Genomic DNA, 17,062 nt, shown 5'->3' on the forward strand with positions numbered 1-17,062 from the left:
CCCAGCAGGTTGMGGCCCCCGSCGGCCTCAMCCTGCTGGGTACGACCGTCGGCGGGTACGACGTGCTGTCGCGCATCATCTGGGGCGCCCAGACCGCGCTGCTGGTGATCGTGTGCGCGATCGCGTTCTCGATCTTCCTCGGCATCTTCCTCGGACTGGTCGGCGGGTACTTCGGCGGCTGGCTCGACCGCATGCTCGTGGTGCTGTGCGACGCGATCTACGCCTTCCCGTCGCTGCTGCTGGCGATCGTCATGTCGATCGCGATCACGCGCGGGCAATCGACCCTGTGGGGCGGCATCCTGGCCACCGCCATCTCGATCACCGTCGTGTTCGTGCCGCAGTACTTCCGCGTCATCCGCGCCGAGGTGGTGCGGGTCAAGGCCGAGCCGTTCGTCGAATCGGCCCGCGTGATCGGCGTGCCGACCGCACGCATCCTGCTGCGTCACGTGCTGCGCAACTCCACGCGCTCGCTGCCGGTGGTCGTGACGCTGAACGCCTCCGAGGCGCTGCTGACCCTCGCGGGCCTCGGCTTCCTCGGCTTCGGCATCGAGGCCACCGCCGCCGCCGAGTGGGGGTACGACCTCAACCGCTCCGTCAGCGACGTCACCAGCGGTATCTGGTGGACGGCGATCCCGCCGGGCATCGCGATCGTGCTGGCGGTGCTGGGCATCACCCTCGTCGGTGAGAGCCTGAACGACCTCAGCGACCCGCGTCTGCGCACGCGGCGCCGGGCCGGCCGCGCGCCCGCGCCGGTCACGGCGGTCGACCCCTCGACGTCCCCCGCCGAGGCGTCGGCCACGGCCGCCCCCGCCGGGCCGCCGGCATCCACCTCTTCCGACGGGAGCCCCTCATGACCGGCACCGCCGCATCCGTCGCCCGCATCGACGACCTGCGCGTCACCTTCGCCACCGACGGCGCGCCCGTCGCGGCGATCAACGGGATCTCGCTCGAGGCCCGCGCCGGCGAGGTGCTCGCCATCGTCGGAGAGTCGGGCTCGGGCAAGACCGTGACGGCGAACACGCTCCTGGGGCTGCTGCCCGAGACGGCGACGCTGTCGGGTGCGGTCATCGTGCGCGGCCGCGACGGCGGCGAGACCGACATCGTCCACGCCACCGGCGCGCAGCTGCGCGAGATGCGCGGGCGTGACGCGGCCATGGTGTTCCAGGAACCGTCGACGGCGCTCAACCCCGTCTACACGGTGGGGTGGCAGATCGCCGAGGGCCTGCGGGCGCACGAGAAGCTCTCGAAGGCCGAGGCCAAAGCCAAGGCGGTCGACATCCTGCGCCGTGTCGGCATCCCCAATCCCGAGAAGCGCGTCGACGACTACCCGCACCAGTTCTCGGGCGGTCAGAAGCAGCGCGTCGTGATCGCGATGGCCCTGGTGCTGGATGCCGGCCTGATCATCGCCGACGAGCCCACCACCGCGCTCGACGTGACCGTGCAGGCCGAGATCCTCGACCTGCTGCGCACCTGCCGCGACGAGTTCGGCGCGACGATCGTGCTCATCACCCACAACATGGGCGTCGTCGCCGACCTCGCCGACCGCGTGATCGTGATGTACCGCGGCGACATCGTCGAGCAGGCTCCCGTGCGGGAGCTGTTCGCGGCTCCGCAGCAGGAGTACACGCGCGATCTGCTCGCGGCCGTGCCCCACGTGGGTCGCGGCAAGAGCGCGCACCAGTCGCTCGACACCCCCGCGCCCACCTCGCCGCCCGCGGGCAGCCTGGTCGTCGCCGAGAAGGTCGAGATCGGGTACCCGGGCCGCTTCGGTTCGGCCGGGGTCGTCGCCGTGAAGGGCGTGGACTTCTGGATCGGACCCGGCGAGGTGCTGGGTCTGGTCGGCGAGTCCGGATCGGGCAAGACCACGATCGGCCGCGCGATGGTCGGCCTGACCTCCGTGGTCGGGGGTTCGCTCAAGGTGCTGGGCACCGAGATGAACGGCGCCAAGCCGCGCCAGCTCGCGAAGACCCGGCCCGACATCGGCTTCGTCTTCCAGGACCCGGCGACGAGCTTCAACCCGCTGCTGACGATCGCCGAGTGCATCGCCGAACCGCTCGTCGTGCATAAGCGCGCCTCGGGCGCCCGCGCGGCGCGGCAGCGCGTGAACGAGCTGCTCGACGCGGTGCAGCTGCCGCAGGCCTTCGGCGACCGCTACCCGCACGAGCTGTCGGGCGGTCAGCGTCAGCGCGCCTCGCTCGCCCGGGCGCTCGCGCTCGACCCCAAGCTGCTGATCGCCGACGAGCCCACCTCGGCGCTCGACGTGTCGGTGCAGGCGCGCGTGCTGCAGCTGTTCGCGCAGTTGCAGGCCGAGTTCGGCTTCGCGTGCCTGTTCATCAGCCACGACCTCGCCGTCGTCGACGAGGTCGCCGACCGCGTCGTCGTGCTGCGTCAGGGCGTGATCCGCGAGCAGGGCACGACCGTTCAGGTGCTGACCGAGCCGCGCGACGACTACACGCGCCGCCTGCTGGCGTCGCTGCCGGTGCCCGACCCCGTGGCGCAGGAGTCGCGCCGCGAGCTCTGGCGCGCAACGCGCGGCGCCTGACGCGCGTGCCTGACGCGCGTGCCGCGCTCCGGAGGTTCCTCTTGTTGGGCGGCTTTCGAGGCGTCCTCTCGGCCGGCGGAGCCGGTTTCTCCGGGGCCCGGCACGCCGGTCGGCGCACGGACACATCCGCCCGGCACGGCCTGAGTCCACGGGCGCCCCGCAGGCGGAGCGCCCCTGCTCTCGAATAGCGCACGTTTCTCGGAGAATCGCGCGCTTCTCGGACGAATCGGCGGCTTTTCTCCGAGATCGGCGCACGTCTCCGAGGAACGCGCGTGTCTCGCACCGGCCCGCGCGCTTCCCCCGCGACTCATGCTCAGCACCACAGCGGGCTCATCCCCGGCGGAACCTGCCCGCCGGCATCCCCGTTTCTCGGAGAACTGCACGATTCTCGGACAAATCGGCGGCTTTTCTCCGAGATCGGCGCACGTCTCCGAGGAACGCGCGTGTCCCGCACCGGCCCGCGCGCTTCCCACGCGACTCATGCTCAGCACCACAGCGGGCTCGTCCCCGGCGGGACCTGCCCGCCGGCATCCCCCTTCTCGGAGAACTGCACGAATCTCGGACGAATCAGCGGCTTTTCTCCGACATCGGCGCTTTTCTCCGAGGAACGCGCGCGGATGGGCCGGCCGGCAGCCCCCAGCCGCCGATCGGCTCACGAACACGTCCGCCAGGCCCGCGTGCCGGCGCACGGACACGTCCGCCAGGCCTGCGTGCCGGCGCACGAGCACGCCCGCCAGGCCCGCGTGCCGGCGCACGAACACGTCCGCCCAGCGCGCGCGTCAGCGCACGAACACGTCCGCGAGCACCGTCAGCAGCCACCACCCGACGCCGAGCACGACGAACACCCCGGTGATCCACGAGAAGCCGCGGCGCAGCCGCCGCCCCGGACGGGCGACCCCGGCCGGTGGGGGAGTGAGCAGGGGGATCCCGCCCGCCGCGCCCCCGCCCGCCGCGCCCCCGCCCGGCGCCGCCACGGCCGGCGCGCTCGCGGCCAGTCGCTCGTCGCGCCAGCGCGCCCACTGGGCGAGCTTGTCGTCGAGGGCGGCTAGCGTCGCGAAGAGCCACTGCCACGTCGCCGCGTCGAGCGTCGAGAGGTCCCGCTTGGCGTAGAGGAAGAGCCAGTCGTCGACGATCTCGACGTCGAGGGCGGCGGCGTTGTCGACGAAGCGGGCCATCACGTCGGGGGTGAACAGGTACAGGGCGTCGCGCTCGTATCCCTCGGGGCAGTAGAGCGCGAAGTGGCGGTCGAAGTCGCCCTCGAGGCTCAGCCGCTGGCCGCGTCCGAAGCTGACCGGCAGGTTGCTCGCGCCGAACAGGCCGTTGTTGCCGACGGCATCCAGGACGATATGCGGCAAGGGGGTGTCGAGGCGCAGCGCGACGTAGCCCCACTTGTGCGTCGTCTCGTTCTTGCCCGAGCCGGTCTGATAGCTGTAGTTGCCCACCTCGACGAAGCGGGGTGCCCGCCGCCGGACGAGGTCGCGGCTCTCGCGGTCGTGCCCGAGGTCGAAGATCATGCCGGGCAACGACGGGTCCGCGAATCCCGGATGCCACGTCATCCCGTTCGCGCGGGCGAAGCGGTCCAGGCGGTAGCGGCGGGCGGCGGCGTGCGCGAACGCGCGGGAGAGGCCCCACGCCACGACCGCCCCGACGACGAGCAGGGGGATCAGCAGCAGTCCACTGCCCGAACCCCCGTCGACGAGGGTGGCGATGAGCGAGACGAGCACGGAGCCGAAGACGAAGACGAAGAGGGTCGCGCCGAGGCCGAAGAGGATGAAAGGCACGACCCGACCGCGCAGAACCCCCTGACGGCGCAACTCGGCGCTGAACGCCCGCACTTCGGCGCGGTCGACGGGATCGGTCAGCGGGGCGGTGTCGAGCGGCGAACTCATCGCGGTCCTCCCGGGTCGGTGGTGGCGTGCGACGCGTTGGTCATCGCGTGAACAGGAACAGGAACAGGGGGCCGAAGGTGACGAGGAGCCCGCCGAGCCCCACCGCCCCCAGGACGATGCCCACGACGATCCAGGGGTTCGCGCCCCGCAGCCGACGGCCCGGGGGAGCGACGCCGACCGGAGGACGTTCCCACACGAGCGGGGCCGCGACGCTGGGGGAGCCCGTGCCCGTGACCGGCCGCGAGGGGGTGCTCGCGAGGGCGGGGGATGCCGGGGGCTCGGCGAGGCGATCGTCGCGCCAGCGCTCCCACTGGGCGAGCTTGTCGAGCAGCGTCGAGATCACCGAGAACACCCACGCCCAGCGCGCCGGGTCGACCGTCGACAGCTCCTCCCCGGAGTACAGCAGCAACCAGTCGTCCACGATCTCGGCGTCGAGCACGGCCGCGGTGTCGATGAGGCGCGCCATCACGTCGGGGGTGAACAGGTGCAGGGCGTCGCGCTCGTACCCCTGCGGGCAGAACAGCCGGAAGTGCCGGTCGAAGTCGCCCTCGAGGCTGAGCCGCTGCGCGCGGCCCCACGACGCGGGAAGGTTGGAGCCGAACAGGCCGTCGTTGGCGGTGGCATCCAGCACGATGTGGGGGAGGGGCACGGCCAGTCGGATCGCGATGTAGCCCCACCGCACGGTCGAGGTGTTCTTGGCGTTGCTGACCGTGTAGCTGTGGTTGCCGACCTCGACGAAGCGCGGCTCGCGTCCGCGCAGCACGTCGCTCGCCTGGCGATCCCCGCCGATCGCGAAGATCACGCCCGGCAGCGGCGGACTCGGCACGGCCGGCACGAACTCCATGCCGACGTCGCGGGCGAACCCGGCCAGTCGCCACCGCCGCGCCTCGTGCGCCCGCTGCGCGCGCCGCGAGAACACGACCGCCGCGACCAGGGCTCCCGCTGCGAGCAGCAGCGGAACGAGGAACAGGATGCCGAGGATGATCGCTCCCGGACCCAGGGCCACGGCGAACACCATCAGCAGCGCGATGATCACGGCCGCGACCCCGCCCAGCATGACGAACGCGAGGATGAACGCCACGAGCGCCACGGCGTTCGTCCGGGGCAGGTGTCCCTCGGCGCGCAACCGCTCGGTGAACGCGCGCGCCGCCGCCGGATCGTCGGGCATCGTCAGCGCCCGCGCGTCGAATGCTCGAATGCCTGCCACCCGGCCCCCCGCCGTCGTCGTGCCCCCACGCTACCGAGCGTGGACGCCCCCTCGTCGAAGCTGTACGCCCGGGCGCGGCGCGGGGGCGCGGCATCCGTTAGACTATGAAGGTTGTCCGGCGACGCCCATGCGCGTGTGAGCCCGCGACGACGTGCAACACACCCTCCTGCTGCCGGGAAATGCCCGTCAGCCGTTCTAGTCCGAAGGAGGTGGGTTAGTGACGCACCAGTACGAACTCATGGTCATCTTCGATCCCGAGGTCGACGAGCGCCAGGTCGCTCCGAAGCTCGACGGATTCCTCAAGGTCATCACGGCCGATGGAGGAACCATCGACAAGATCGACATCTGGGGCCGCCGCCGTCTGGCCTACGAGATCCGCAAGAAGAACGAGGGCATCTACGCCGTCGTCAACTTCGTCGCGACCAGCGAGGCCACGAACGAGCTCGACCGTCAGCTGAAGCTGAACGAGCAGATCATGCGCACCAAGGTCCTGCGCGCCGAAGAAGCGATCGCCCAGGTCGCCGCCGAGGCCAAGCGCTCCGAAGAGAAGGCCGCCCGCAAGGCCGCCGCTCCTCGCAAGGTCGAGTCCGCCGAGAAGGCTGCGAAGTAACGACGATGGCCGGCGAAACCGTCATCACCGTTGTGGGCAACCTCACGGCCGACCCCGAGCTGCGTTACACGCAGAACGGTCTTCCGGTCGCGAACTTCACCATCGCGTCGACCCCCCGCACGTTCGACCGTCAGGCGAACGAGTGGAAGGACGGCGAGGCGCTCTTCCTGCGCGCCTCGGTGTGGCGCGAATTCGCCGAACACGTCGCCGGCTCGCTGACCAAGGGCTCCCGCGTCATCGCGACCGGGCGTCTGAAGCAGCGTTCCTACCAGGACCGCGAGGGCAACAACCGCACCTCCATCGAACTCGAAGTCGATGAGATCGGTCCCTCGCTCCGCTACGCGACCGCTCAGGTCACCCGCGCCGCCGGTGGCGGCGGGGGTGGCGGAGGCGGCCAGCGCGCGCAGGTGCAGCAGTCAAACGACGAGCCGTGGTCGACCCCCGGGTCGAACAACGGCGGCGGTGGAAACAGCGGCGCCGACGCGTGGAGCACGCCCGGTTCCTACGGCGACGACACCCCGTTCTGATCTTCGCTTCGCTCTCGAGCGAGACGACCCCCTGAAATTCCGGATGCCACACCCCGGTCCGCGTGACCGGCCCGGCATCCGAACCACACGAAAGAAGGAAGCATGGCTGGAAAGGCCACTGGCGACCGCCGCAAGCCGCGGAAGGGCGCGAAGAACGCCGCCCCCGCGAAGGCGATCCGCGTCGGCGTCATCGACTACAAGGACGTCGCAACCCTCCGCAAGTTCATCTCGGAGCGCGGCAAGATCCGCGCCCGTCGTATCACCGGTGTCTCCGTGCAGGAGCAGCGCCTGATCGCCCGCGCCATCAAGAACGCGCGCGAGATGGCTCTCCTGCCCTACGCCGGCGCCGGCCGCTAAGGAGCACCCGATGGCAAAGCTGATTCTCACGAATGAGGTCACCGGGCTCGGTAGCGCCGGTGATGTTGTCGAGGTCAAGAACGGGTACGCCCGTAACTACCTCATCCCGCAGGGCTTCGCCGTGGCCTGGAGCCGTGGTGGCGAGAAGCAGGTCGCGTCGATCCGCGCCGCTCGCGAGTCCCGCGCGATCCACGACCACGAAGATGCCGTGGCCCTGAAGAACTCGCTCGAGTCGACCACCGTCAAGCTCGCCGTCAAGGCCGGCAACGAGGGTCGCCTCTTCGGTTCGGTCAAGCCCGCCGATGTCGCCGACGCCGTCAAGGCCGCCGGTCTGGGCGAGCTCGACAAGCGCAAGGTCCAGATCACCTCGGCGATCAAGTCGGTCGGTCAGCACGAGGCGACGGTTCGCCTGCGTGACGACGTCACCGCCGTGATCACCCTTCAGGTGGTCGCCGCGAAGTAATTCGCTGCACTCTCGAGAACGGCCCCGTTCCTGCTTCGGCAGGGCGGGGCCGTTCCGCGTTTCGCGGGGGTTCTTCCCGGTTTGGGGCGCATTCTTTCGTTCGGGGCGCGGAATGCCCGCCCCAACCGGAGGAACGCGCCCCGAACCCGTGGACCGAGCGCGGGTGGCCGCGACCCTAGGCTGAACCCCGTGACCGACCCTCGCGCACCCGAGCGCATCGTCCGGCGCTTCGCGCGCACGTCCAACCTCATGCTCGCCGGCCGCCCCTTCGCCGTGCGGGGCGTCGACGCGTCGGGCCTGCACGATCTGCTCGTGCGGCTGGGTGGCATCCCGAGTCCCGAATCGACCCCCGGGCGGGTGGAATTCGACCTGGATGCCGACACCATCGCCCTCGACGGTGAACCGCTGCCCGAGCGGGGTGACGCCGCCGGCCGCATCGCCTTCGCCCGCGCGCACATGCCCGTGTCGACCGCGTTGGCCGCGCGCCTGGACCTGACCGGCCTGCGCGTGGGGGTGGCGATGGTGCTCGAGCCCAAGACCGCCGTGCTGTCGCTGCTGCTGCGCGAGCGGGGGGCCGAGGTGTCGGTGTACGCGCACCCCGACGAGACCGACCCCGCGGTTGCGGAGGCGCTGCGGGCCGAGGGCTTCGCGGTCACGGCCGATCCCTCGCTGAGCGGCGCCGAGGAGCTCACGGCTGCCCGCGCCTTCCTGCGCGCGGGCCTCGACGTGCTGCTCGACGACGGCGCGCATCTCATCCGCCTCGCCCACGATGACGACCCCGGGCTCGTCGAGGGCTGGATCGGGGCGTGCGAAGAGACCACGAGCGGCCTCACCCCACTTCGGCGGATGCAGGATGCCGGCATCCTGCGCACCGCGGTGATGGCGGTCAACGACGCGCGCACCAAGACGATGTTCGACAACCGCTACGGCACGGGCCAGTCGTGCGTGTTCGCGATCGCCGACCTGCTCGAGGAGCGGGGGATCGCGCTCACCGACCAGCCCGCGCTGGTGCTGGGATACGGCCCCGTCGGACAGGGCGTCGCGGCCCACCTGCGCGCGCTCGGCGCCGAGGTGCGGGTCGCCGAGACCGACCCCGTGCGGGCGCTCGAGGCCCGGCACGACGGCTTCTGCACAGGCCCGGCGCGCGAGCTCGCGGCCGGGGCGCTGGTCGTCTCGGCGACCGGGGTGCCCGCCACGGTGACAGCCGACATCGCGGCGACAGCGCGGATCGTCGCGGTCGCCGGGGGAGTGCCCGGCGAAATCGAGACGGGGGCCGAGAACGGCGCGCTCGTGCTGGGCGGGGGAGGAGCCGTCAACATCACCGCCGCCGAGGGCAACCCGATCGAGATCATGGACCTGTCGTTCGCCGTCCAGCTCGCGGCCCTCGGCGAGCTGGTGCGCCGCCGACCGGCGCCGGGCGTGCACGCGCTGGGCCCCGAGGTCGACGAACTGGTCGCCCGCGAGGCGCTCCGCGTGCGCGGGGCCGAGATCGACCCGCCACGGCCCCTCGACCCCGAGGGCCTCGACGACTGGCGGTCGCCTCGCTACGCCGGGGGCGCGCGATGAGGGTGTATTCGGCATCCCTGGTTCTTCCGATCACGGCTCCGCCCATCCCGGGCGGAGCGATCGCGGTGGCGGCGGGACGCATCCGGCACGTCGGTGACCGCGAGTGGGTGGTACACGAGCTGCGGGCGCGGGGCATCGCCTTCGACGAGGTGCACTGGCCGGGCGTGCTCACCCCGGGCCTGGTCAACGCGCATTCGCACCTGCAGTACACCGGCATGGCCGAGGTGGGTCGCGGGTCGTACGCGGGCTTCGACGACTGGGACGACGCGTTCACCCCCGTCTACCGCGCGGGTCACGACTGGGCTCGGGATGCCGCCATCGGCGCCGACCGCATGATCGCCGCCGGCACGACCGCCGTCGCCGACATCGTCACCGACGTCGAGGCCGCCTCGGCGCTGCACGACGCACGACTGCACGGCATCACGTACTGGGAGGTGATGAGCTGGACCAACGCCGCCTGGGCCGAGCGGGGTCGCGCCGAGGTCGAGGCCCGGCTCGACGCGCTGCCGTCTCCGCCGGGGACCGGCCTGTCGCCGCACGCGCCCTACTCGCTCGACGTCGAGCCGCTGCTCGAGATCCCCGACATCGTGCGCGAGCGGGGCAGTCGCCTGCACCTGCACCTGGGCGAGGCGGCCTTCGAGCGCGAGCACGGCGAGGCGGTGCCGTGGCAGAAGCAGCGGCCCGCGAGCTTCCGCGCCCTCCGCGACGAGGGGTTCGGCACCGGGGCGACCGAGTTCGTCGACGAGCTGGGCGTGCTCGGGCCGGACTGCCACATCGCGCACGGCGTGTACATGACGGCGCGCGACCGGGCGATCCTGCGCGCCCGCGGCACCACCGTCGCGCTGTGCCCCCGCTCGAACGCGGTGATCGGACTGGACGAGCCGCCGGTCGCGGCCTACCTCGTCGAGGGCAACGCGCTCGCCGTGGGCACCGACTCCTTGGCATCCAGTCCCTCTCTCGACCTGCTCGCCGACGTCGCCGAACTGCACCGTCTCGCGCGGGCGCAGGGATACGTCAACCGCGACCTGTCCGAGCTGCTGCTGCGCGCGGCGACGCTCGGCGGCGCGCACGCGATGGGTCTCGACACCGGCCCCGCCCGCACGGGGTATCTGGCGGTGGGCGCCGTGGCGGATCTGGCGTTCTTCGACATCCCGGTGTCCGACGTGGATGCCACGATCGAACACCTCGTGGTGGCCGGGGCGGGGACCGCGGCCGCGACGTTCATCGACGGCGAGGCGCGCTTCGCCTCGCCCGCTTTCACCCGTGAGACAGGAGTGCGCGCATGACCGACCGCCCCGAGACCGCCCGGCTGCTCGACCTCGAACCGCACCCCGAGGGCGGGTGGTTCCGTCGCATGTGGACGGGGTCGTACGCGGTCGAGACGCCCGCGGGGGCGCGCCCCGCGGCCACCTGCATCCACTACCTGCTCACGCCCGACGAGCGAAGCGCGTGGCACGTCGTCACCAGCGACGAGGTGTGGCTGTGGCACGGTCCCGGCGCGCTCGAACTGTCGCTGGGCGGGGACGGCGACGCCCCGGGCGAGGCGCGGACCGTCACGCTCGGTCCCGACCTGTCGGCCGGGCACGTGCTGCAGCACACCGTGCCGGCGGGCGTCTGGCAGGCGGCGCGACCCGCCGGCGACGCCGAGGTCGTGGTGAGCTGCCTGGTGTCGCCGGGCTTCAGCTTCGACGACTGGCGCCTGGCCGACTGAAGGTCACGGGCGCTCCGCGCGTGTCGCCAGGTTTCGTCGGCGACCGCCCCCGAAACATGCCGCCGGTACGCTGTGCACATCACAGCACTCCGGGGATGACCCCGATACGTCCACGAGGAGACATCGTGACCGCTTTCGCACGCCTGCGCCGCGCCGCCGCCCTGACCGCCGTGGCCGCCGCCACCGTCGTGTCGCTGACCGCCTGCGCCTTCGCCCCGTCCGGTTCCGACGCCGGCGCCGCACCCGCCTCCGAGGGCGCTCTGCAGACCGTCACGGCCGGCAAGCTCACCATCGCCACGGGCGAGCCCGCGTTCTCGCCGTGGGTCGAGAACGACGACCCCGCCTCGGGCGAGGGCTTCGAGGCCGCGGTCGCCGACGCCGTCGCGACCAAGCTCGGCTTCTCGAAGGACGACGTCGTGTGGGTGCGCTCCACCTTCGACAGTGCGATCGCCCCCGGCGCCAAGGACTGGGACCTCAACCTGCAGCAGTTCTCGATCACCGAGCAGCGCAAGCAGGCCGTCGACTTCTCGTCGCCGTACTACACGACCACGCAGGCGATCGTTTCGACCGGGTCGTCGCCCGCCGCCTCGGCCACCACGGTCGCCGAGCTCAAGAACATCCCCGTGGGCGTCATGAGCGCGACCACCAGCTACCAGGTCGCCGCCGACCAGCTCGGCACCGGCAACCTCAGCGTCTTCAACTCCAACGACGACGCCGTCGCCGCCCTGCAGGCCGGTCAGGTGGACGCGATCGTGGTCGACCTGCCCACCGCGTTCTACCTCGCCGGTGCCGTGCTCGACGACGGCAAGGTCGTCGGTCAGCTGCCCGACTCCTCGGCCGGTGGTGACGAGCTCGCGTTCGTCCTGCCCAAGGGCTCGGCGCTGACCACGCCGGTCACCGAGGCGGTCGACGCACTGCGCGAGGACGGCACGCTCGATGAGCTTCAGCAGAAGTGGCTCGGGGGCACCGACGCCGCGCCCCTGCTGAAGTAACACCCCGTGGCATCCACCCCCTCCGAGGCCGTGTGGCGCCCGAGCGAGCTCGAGCTCGGTCGTCGCGCCACACGGCGTCAGCAGTCGACCAAGTCGGTGCTGATCGCGCTGGTCAGCTCGATCGTGTTCGTCGTCGTGGTCGGCTGGGCGATCCTGTCGAGCCCCGGGTGGGAGGACGTGCGTCGCGCGTTCTTCGACCCCGAGATCGCGCTCGCGAGCTTTCCGTCGATCCTCGCGGGGCTGTGGGTCAACATCCAGGTGCTGTTCGTCGCGGCGATCGCGGTCGCGATCCTCGGCACGACGCTCGCGGTGCTGCGCTCGCTGCGGGGGCCCGTGTTCTTTCCGCTGCGGGCGCTCGCGACGATTTACACCGACCTGTTCCGTGGCATCCCGCTGCTGATCGTGCTGTACCTGGTGGGCTTCGGTCTTCCGGCGCTCGGGGTCTTCGGGCGCGTGCCCGTGGTGCTGTGGGGGACGATCGCGATCGTGCTGACGTACTCGGCGTACATCGCCGAGGTGCTGCGCGCCGGCATGGAGGCCGTCCACCCCTCGCAGCGCGTCGCCGCCCGCTCGCTCGGGCTGAGCCACGCGCAGACCCTGCGGATCGTCGTGATCCCGCAGGGCGTGCGCAAGGTCGTGCCCGCGCTCATGAACGACTTCGTGTCGCTGCAGAAGGACGTCGGCCTGATCTCGGTCCTCGGAGCGGTGGATGCCGTGCGTGCCGCCCAGATCGCCGCGGCCGAGTACTACAACTTCACGCCGTACATCGTGGCAGCCCTGCTGTTCGTGGCGATGGCGTTGCCGATGATCCGCCTGACCGATTACGTCTCGGCCAGGTTGGCGAAGCGCGAGCAGATGGGCGGAACCGTATGACCGTGCTCGACGTCCGCAGCGTCCGCAAGGCGTTCGGCGATCACGTGGTGCTCGACGGCATCGACCTCGAGCTCGCCCAACACGAGGTGGTCGTGCTCATCGGCGCCTCGGGATCGGGAAAGTCCACGCTGCTGCGCACCATCAACCTGATCGAGCGCGTCGACGACGGGCAGATCCTGCTCAACGGAGACGACCTCACCGACCCGACGATCGACCCCGACGCCGCTCGCGCCCGCATCGGCGTCGTGTTCCAGCACTTCAACCTGTTCCCCCACCTGCGCGTGATCGACAACGTCACGCTCGCCGCGCGCAAAGTGCACGGGATGCCGAAGGCCGAGGCCTACGCCCGCGGTACCGAGCTGCTCGAACAGTTGGGGCTCGGGGCGAAGGCGCGCGAGTTCCCCGACCGTCTGTCGGGCGGCCAGCAGCAGCGCGTCGCGATCGTGCGCGCGGTCATGACGAACCCCGAGCTGCTGCTGCTCGACGAGATCACGTCGGCCCTCGATCCGCAGCTGGTCGGCGAAGTGCTCGACCTGGTGCGGGTGCTGCGCGATCGCGGCTCGACCATGCTCATGGCGACGCACGAGATGTCGTTCGCGCGCGAGGTGGCCGACCGCATCGTGTTCATGAAGGGCGGCCGGATCGTCGAGCAGGGCACGCCCGCGCAGATCCTCGACGCCCCGCAGCATCCCGACACCGTGGCGTTCCTCGAGCGAGAGCGCCGCGGCGGGGCGCTGTAGCGCTCGCCGGGGCTCCGCCCGGTCCTCAGTTGTACCCGAGGATCACCGCCGCGTCCTGGTCGTCGACGGAGGCGGACGGGTAACTGTCGGATTCGATCACGGTCCGATTCTGCGGGGCTCACGGGCGGCTCGACGCGTTCCTCACGGATCGCATACGGCCTCCGTCGCCGGGCACGCCACGACACCGGATGCCCCCCAATACCCGGCATCCGGTGTCGCGTGACCGTGGAGGGGTCGCCCCCTCCACGGCGTCTCAGCGGATCAGACGGTCGCGCGACGGCGACGCATCAGCAGCACGCCACCCAGCCCGAGGGCCAGCAGGCCCGCGATGCCGAGGCCGGCGGCCGACGCACCGTCGGCTCCCGTGGCGGCCAGCGCCTTGCCGGTGCTGCCCGAGGCGACCGGGGCCGCCGCGGCGTAGCGCACGGAGGACACGGAGGCGGCCGAGCCCGTCATGGGCGTGGTGCCGGTGGTGCCGGGCGTTCCGGGCTGGCCGGGGGTGCCGGGGTTGCCGGGCTGACCGGGGGTGCCGGGGGTTCCGGGCGTGCCGGGGGTACCCGGGGTTCCGGGGGTTCCGGGCGTGCCGGGGGTACCCGGGGTACCCGGCGTTCCGGGGGTGCCGGGCGTTCCGGGCGTTCCGGGCGTTCCGGGCGTGCCGGGGGTACCCGGGGTTCCGGGGGTGCCGGGCGTTCCGGGCGTTCCCGGGGTGCCGGGCGTGCCGGGGTTACCCGGGGTTCCCGGGGTGCCGGTGTTCGATCCGATGGTGGTGCTGTCGCCGATCACCGAAACGGCGTTGCCGCCGATGGTGATGGGCAGGGCGATCGGGACGATCAGCTGGTTGCCGCCGAGGATGCTGTCGCTTCCATCGGTGGTGACGCCGCCCAACAGGCCGCCGCCGAGCAGGCCGCCCGAGGAGCCGCCGGTGGTGGTGGCATCCTTCGAGGTGCTGTCGCCGATCACCGAGACGGCGTTGCCGCCGACGGTCACGGGCAGCGAGATGGGCAGGACCGCCTGGTTGCCGCCGAGGATGCTGTCGCTTCCGTCGGTGGAGATGTCGCCGACACCCGAGCCGCTGGTGCCGCCCGTGGTGGTGGCGCCGTCCGACACGCTGTCGCCGATGCCCGAGACGGCGTTGCCGCCGATCGTGACGGGCAGCGAGATGGGTGCGATCACCTGGTTGCCGCCGCCGATGCTGTCGGTGCCGTCGGTTTCGACGTCACCCACGCCCGCACCGGAGCCCGTGGTGCCGCCGGTGGTGGTGGCATCCTTCGACGTGCTGTCTCCGATCACCGAGACGGCGTTGCCGCCGATCGTGACGGGCACCTGCACGGGAAGGGCTGCCTGGTTGCCGCCGAGGATGCTGTCGCTTCCGTCGGTCGAGACGTCGCCACCGCTGCCGGAGCCGGTGGATCCGCCGGTGGTGGTGGCATCCGTCGTCTCGCTGTCTCCGATGACCGACACGGCGTTGCCGCCGACGGTGACGGGGACGCTGATCGGCAGGACGGCCTGGTTGCCGCCGCCGATGCTGTCGGAGCCGTCGGTCGACACGTCACCCGCGCCGCCGGTGGACGAGCCACCGCCGGTGGTGGTGGCATCCGAGGTGCTGCTGTCGCCGATGACCGAGACGGCGTTGCCGCCGACCGTGACGGGCACGTCGACCGACACCAGCCCCTGGTTTCCCGAGAGGATGCCGTCGCTGCCGTCGGTCGTGACCGAGGGAGCCGGCGCTGACGCCGGGGCCGTGGTGGTGGCGTCTTCGCTGTGGCTGTCGCCGATCAGCGAGACGGCGTTGCCGCCGACCGTGACGGGCACGGTGGCCGAGATGAGGCCCTGGTCGCCCGAGAGCAGACCGTCGGTGCCCGACGTCTCCGCGGCGTTTGCGATGCCGCATCCGAGGACGGCCAAGCCGCCTCCGACGAGCGCGCCCATGAGGACGCGCGAGTAGATCTTGCGCATGGAAGTTTCTCCTGTAGATGAATGAGGGTGCGCGTGAGCGCGTGGTCGTCAGCCGTGGCGGGCACGGCGAGACCTTCCTCAGTCAGGAGAGACGTCGGTGACGTAGACGGGAACGGCGGGGAGGTCGTCGTCGACGGCACCTCCGCGCGAGAGAAGAACGATGGCCGCCGAGAGGGCCGCGTGGTCGGCGGTGGCGGGGGCTGTGCCGCCCGCTCCCGAGCCGCCGAAGGCCGACGAGGCCGATCCGGTGCTGACGCCGAACGTGAGGCTGGAGGCGTCGTCGGCGACGGGGGAGGAGGGGATGCCGGATGCCGCGCCCGCAGCAGCCGCCTGCGCCGTCTGCGTGGCCGTCGAGACGGCTCCGCGGAACAAGCGGGCGATCTGGTCGGCGAGGGCGGTAGTCGAGACCGAGGGGGCGAGGGATGCCGTGGCCTCGACGGCCGCGTCGATCGCTGCGTCGGGGGACCCGGGGAGATCCGTCGTGGGCAGGCCGGGGAGCTCGGGGAGCTCGACACCGGGCGTCTGGGGGAGCGGGCTGGTGCCGCCGTCGGTCTGCGTGCCGCCGGGGATCGTGGGGATCACCGGGTCGACGCTCGGCAGCTCGCCCACGACGACCGGCAGGGTCTCGTCGACGGTGTCGCCGACCCCCGTGACGACCTCGCCCAGGCCGGTGCCCTCGACGACCGCGCCCACGATGGGGAGCGACTCGACGGTGTCGACGACGGGGTGCAGGACACCACCGACGATGCCCGAGTCGGCGACTCCCGAGACGACGTCTCCGACGACGCCGACCGTGCCGCTGACGGCGCCGTTCGCGGTGTCGCCGACCGTGTTGACGGTGTCGACGACCGCGGGAACGACGGCCGGGATCACGGCGGGAACGGCCTCGACGGTGGAGGTGACGGTCTCGGCGACGGGTGCGGGCAGAACCTGCGTGGTCGTCTCGACGACGGGCTGAGCGGTCTCGACGACCGTCTCGGCAACCGGGGTGACGACCGTCTCGACGACCGGTTGAGCCGTTTCGGCGACGGGAGTGACGACGGTCTCGACGGCTCCGCCGGCGGTGTCGGTGACGCCGTTGACCGTCGATCCAACGGCCCCGAGCAGGCCGCCTCCGTCGTCCGCGGACGCGGAGGACGTGGACGAGAAGAGTGAAAGGACGGCGAAGCCGAGAATCGCGAGCACGCCGAGAAGCAGCGCCCGCGCGAATCGCGGTGCCCCTCTGTCCAGCGTGTCGTTCACGATTCGCCCCCCATAGGTGAATGGCCGTGAGGGGGTGACGCTACGCCGCGGATCGGGGCTTCGAAAGAGCGCGGGTGAAACCTAGGTAGTCCCCGTACTACGTAGGTATGACTGCGAAGTGTGACGTTCGACACGCCGGGTGAACGAAAAAACTTGACAGCGAGGCGTCCGACTGGGTACGACGCGGCCGAGTTATCCCCTGGGTTGTACACATGTGGAAGCCCTAGCGCAGAACCTTCAAGCCGAAGTTCACGCGGGTTTTCGACAAGAAACCTGTGGAGAAAGAAAAACCCGGTCAGGAGCCCTTTCGTAGCCTAAATTTGCATCCATCCACCGAGTTCTCCACAGTGGTTGTGCACAGACACGGCGGCGTTTCCCGCAAACTCT

General features: G+C 71.4%; 16 protein-coding genes. 12 read left to right on the forward strand and 4 right to left on the reverse strand.

The window, feature by feature from the left end; translation table 11 throughout:
- Positions 1 to 854, forward strand: an 854-nt coding sequence (locus DC432_RS12415) for an ABC transporter permease (protein ID WP_133177935.1), incomplete at its 5' end; no start/stop codon positions are given.
- Positions 851 to 2,542 (forward strand): dipeptide ABC transporter ATP-binding protein, encoded by a 1,692-nt coding sequence (locus DC432_RS12420; RefSeq protein WP_116538156.1) that lies wholly within the window; start codon positions 851 to 853, stop codon positions 2,540 to 2,542. The genes DC432_RS12415 and DC432_RS12420, both read left to right, overlap by 4 nt.
- 779 nt (positions 2,543 to 3,321) lie before the next feature.
- Here DC432_RS12420 and DC432_RS12425 read toward each other — a convergent pair.
- Complete coding sequence (locus tag DC432_RS12425) at positions 3,322 to 4,431, reverse strand: hypothetical protein (RefSeq protein ID WP_116538157.1); 1,110 nt, start codon at positions 4,429 to 4,431, stop codon at positions 3,322 to 3,324.
- A gap of 40 nt (positions 4,432 to 4,471) precedes the next feature.
- Positions 4,472 to 5,638 carry a hypothetical protein gene (locus DC432_RS12430; protein WP_243393122.1) on the reverse strand — a complete coding sequence of 389 codons (1,167 nt, stop codon included), beginning with the start codon at positions 5,636 to 5,638 and terminating at the stop codon, positions 4,472 to 4,474.
- Between the two features lie 217 nt (positions 5,639 to 5,855).
- Here DC432_RS12430 and rpsF point away from each other — a divergent pair, with 217 nt between their 5' ends.
- From rpsF to DC432_RS12480, 10 genes are all read left to right on the forward strand, one after another.
- Positions 5,856 to 6,248, forward strand: coding sequence for a 30S ribosomal protein S6 (gene rpsF / locus DC432_RS12435; protein WP_058622540.1), 393 nt, complete (start codon positions 5,856 to 5,858; stop codon positions 6,246 to 6,248).
- Positions 6,249 to 6,253: 5 nt separating this feature from the next.
- Positions 6,254 to 6,775 (forward strand): single-stranded DNA-binding protein, encoded by a 522-nt coding sequence (locus DC432_RS12440; protein WP_108318176.1) that lies wholly within the window; start codon positions 6,254 to 6,256, stop codon positions 6,773 to 6,775.
- 102 nt (positions 6,776 to 6,877) lie between these two features.
- Complete coding sequence (gene rpsR / locus DC432_RS12445) at positions 6,878 to 7,132, forward strand: 30S ribosomal protein S18 (protein ID WP_013584646.1); 255 nt, start codon at positions 6,878 to 6,880, stop codon at positions 7,130 to 7,132.
- Positions 7,133 to 7,142: 10 nt separating this feature from the next.
- Entirely contained in the window at positions 7,143 to 7,595 is a 453-nt protein-coding gene (gene rplI / locus DC432_RS12450; RefSeq protein WP_108318177.1) for a 50S ribosomal protein L9, read from the forward strand.
- A gap of 189 nt (positions 7,596 to 7,784) precedes the next feature.
- Complete coding sequence (locus DC432_RS12455) at positions 7,785 to 9,161, forward strand: adenosylhomocysteinase (protein WP_116538159.1); 1,377 nt, start codon at positions 7,785 to 7,787, stop codon at positions 9,159 to 9,161.
- Positions 9,158 to 10,447: an amidohydrolase family protein gene (locus DC432_RS12460; RefSeq protein ID WP_116538160.1), complete on the forward strand. Its 1,290-nt coding sequence runs from the start codon at positions 9,158 to 9,160 to the stop codon at positions 10,445 to 10,447. The genes DC432_RS12455 and DC432_RS12460 overlap by 4 nt, the downstream gene beginning before the upstream one ends.
- Positions 10,444 to 10,872, forward strand: coding sequence for a cupin domain-containing protein (locus DC432_RS12465; protein WP_116538161.1), 429 nt, complete (start codon positions 10,444 to 10,446; stop codon positions 10,870 to 10,872). Before DC432_RS12460 ends, DC432_RS12465 begins: the two co-directional genes overlap by 4 nt.
- A gap of 125 nt (positions 10,873 to 10,997) precedes the next feature.
- Positions 10,998 to 11,864, forward strand: coding sequence for an ABC transporter substrate-binding protein (locus DC432_RS12470; RefSeq protein ID WP_243393123.1), 867 nt, complete (start codon positions 10,998 to 11,000; stop codon positions 11,862 to 11,864).
- Between the two features lie 6 nt (positions 11,865 to 11,870).
- Positions 11,871 to 12,737: an amino acid ABC transporter permease gene (locus DC432_RS12475; RefSeq protein WP_116538163.1), complete on the forward strand. Its 867-nt coding sequence runs from the start codon at positions 11,871 to 11,873 to the stop codon at positions 12,735 to 12,737.
- Positions 12,734 to 13,477 carry an amino acid ABC transporter ATP-binding protein gene (locus DC432_RS12480; protein WP_108317649.1) on the forward strand — a complete coding sequence of 248 codons (744 nt, stop codon included), beginning with the start codon at positions 12,734 to 12,736 and terminating at the stop codon, positions 13,475 to 13,477. The genes DC432_RS12475 and DC432_RS12480 overlap by 4 nt, the downstream gene beginning before the upstream one ends.
- Positions 13,478 to 13,738: 261 nt before the next feature.
- Here DC432_RS12480 and DC432_RS16645 read toward each other — a convergent pair whose 3' ends face one another.
- A complete protein-coding gene (locus tag DC432_RS16645; protein WP_207770820.1) occupies positions 13,739 to 15,433 on the reverse strand; it encodes a chaplin family protein in 1,695 nt (564 codons plus the stop codon).
- A gap of 78 nt (positions 15,434 to 15,511) precedes the next feature.
- The gene (locus tag DC432_RS12505) at positions 15,512 to 16,675 is read right to left on the reverse strand and encodes a hypothetical protein (protein ID WP_116538165.1); all 1,164 of its coding nucleotides are present in this window, start codon (positions 16,673 to 16,675) and stop codon (positions 15,512 to 15,514) included.
- Between the last annotated feature and the right edge of the window lie 387 nt (positions 16,676 to 17,062).

It is taken from the genome of Microbacterium testaceum (assembly GCF_003075375.1).
GTDB lineage: Bacteria > Actinomycetota > Actinomycetes > Actinomycetales > Microbacteriaceae > Microbacterium > Microbacterium testaceum_E.

Bases quoted from the DNA above. Each gene is read 5' to 3' on its own strand.
- rpsR (WP_013584646.1), top strand. From the start codon at position 6,878: ATGGCTGGAAAGGCCACTGGCGACCGCCGCAAGCCGCGGAAGGGCGCG.
- DC432_RS12440 (WP_108318176.1), top strand. From the start codon at position 6,254: ATGGCCGGCGAAACCGTCATCACCGTTGTGGGCAACCTCACGGCCGAC.
- DC432_RS12480 (WP_108317649.1), top strand. From the start codon at position 12,734: ATGACCGTGCTCGACGTCCGCAGCGTCCGCAAGGCGTTCGGCGATCAC.
- DC432_RS12465 (WP_116538161.1), top strand. From the start codon at position 10,444: ATGACCGACCGCCCCGAGACCGCCCGGCTGCTCGACCTCGAACCGCAC.
- DC432_RS12425 (WP_116538157.1), bottom strand. From the start codon at position 4,431: ATGAGTTCGCCGCTCGACACCGCCCCGCTGACCGATCCCGTCGACCGC.
- DC432_RS12460 (WP_116538160.1), top strand. From the start codon at position 9,158: ATGAGGGTGTATTCGGCATCCCTGGTTCTTCCGATCACGGCTCCGCCC.
- DC432_RS16645 (WP_207770820.1), bottom strand. From the start codon at position 15,433: ATGCGCAAGATCTACTCGCGCGTCCTCATGGGCGCGCTCGTCGGAGGC.
- DC432_RS12420 (WP_116538156.1), top strand. From the start codon at position 851: ATGACCGGCACCGCCGCATCCGTCGCCCGCATCGACGACCTGCGCGTC.
- rplI (WP_108318177.1), top strand. From the start codon at position 7,143: ATGGCAAAGCTGATTCTCACGAATGAGGTCACCGGGCTCGGTAGCGCC.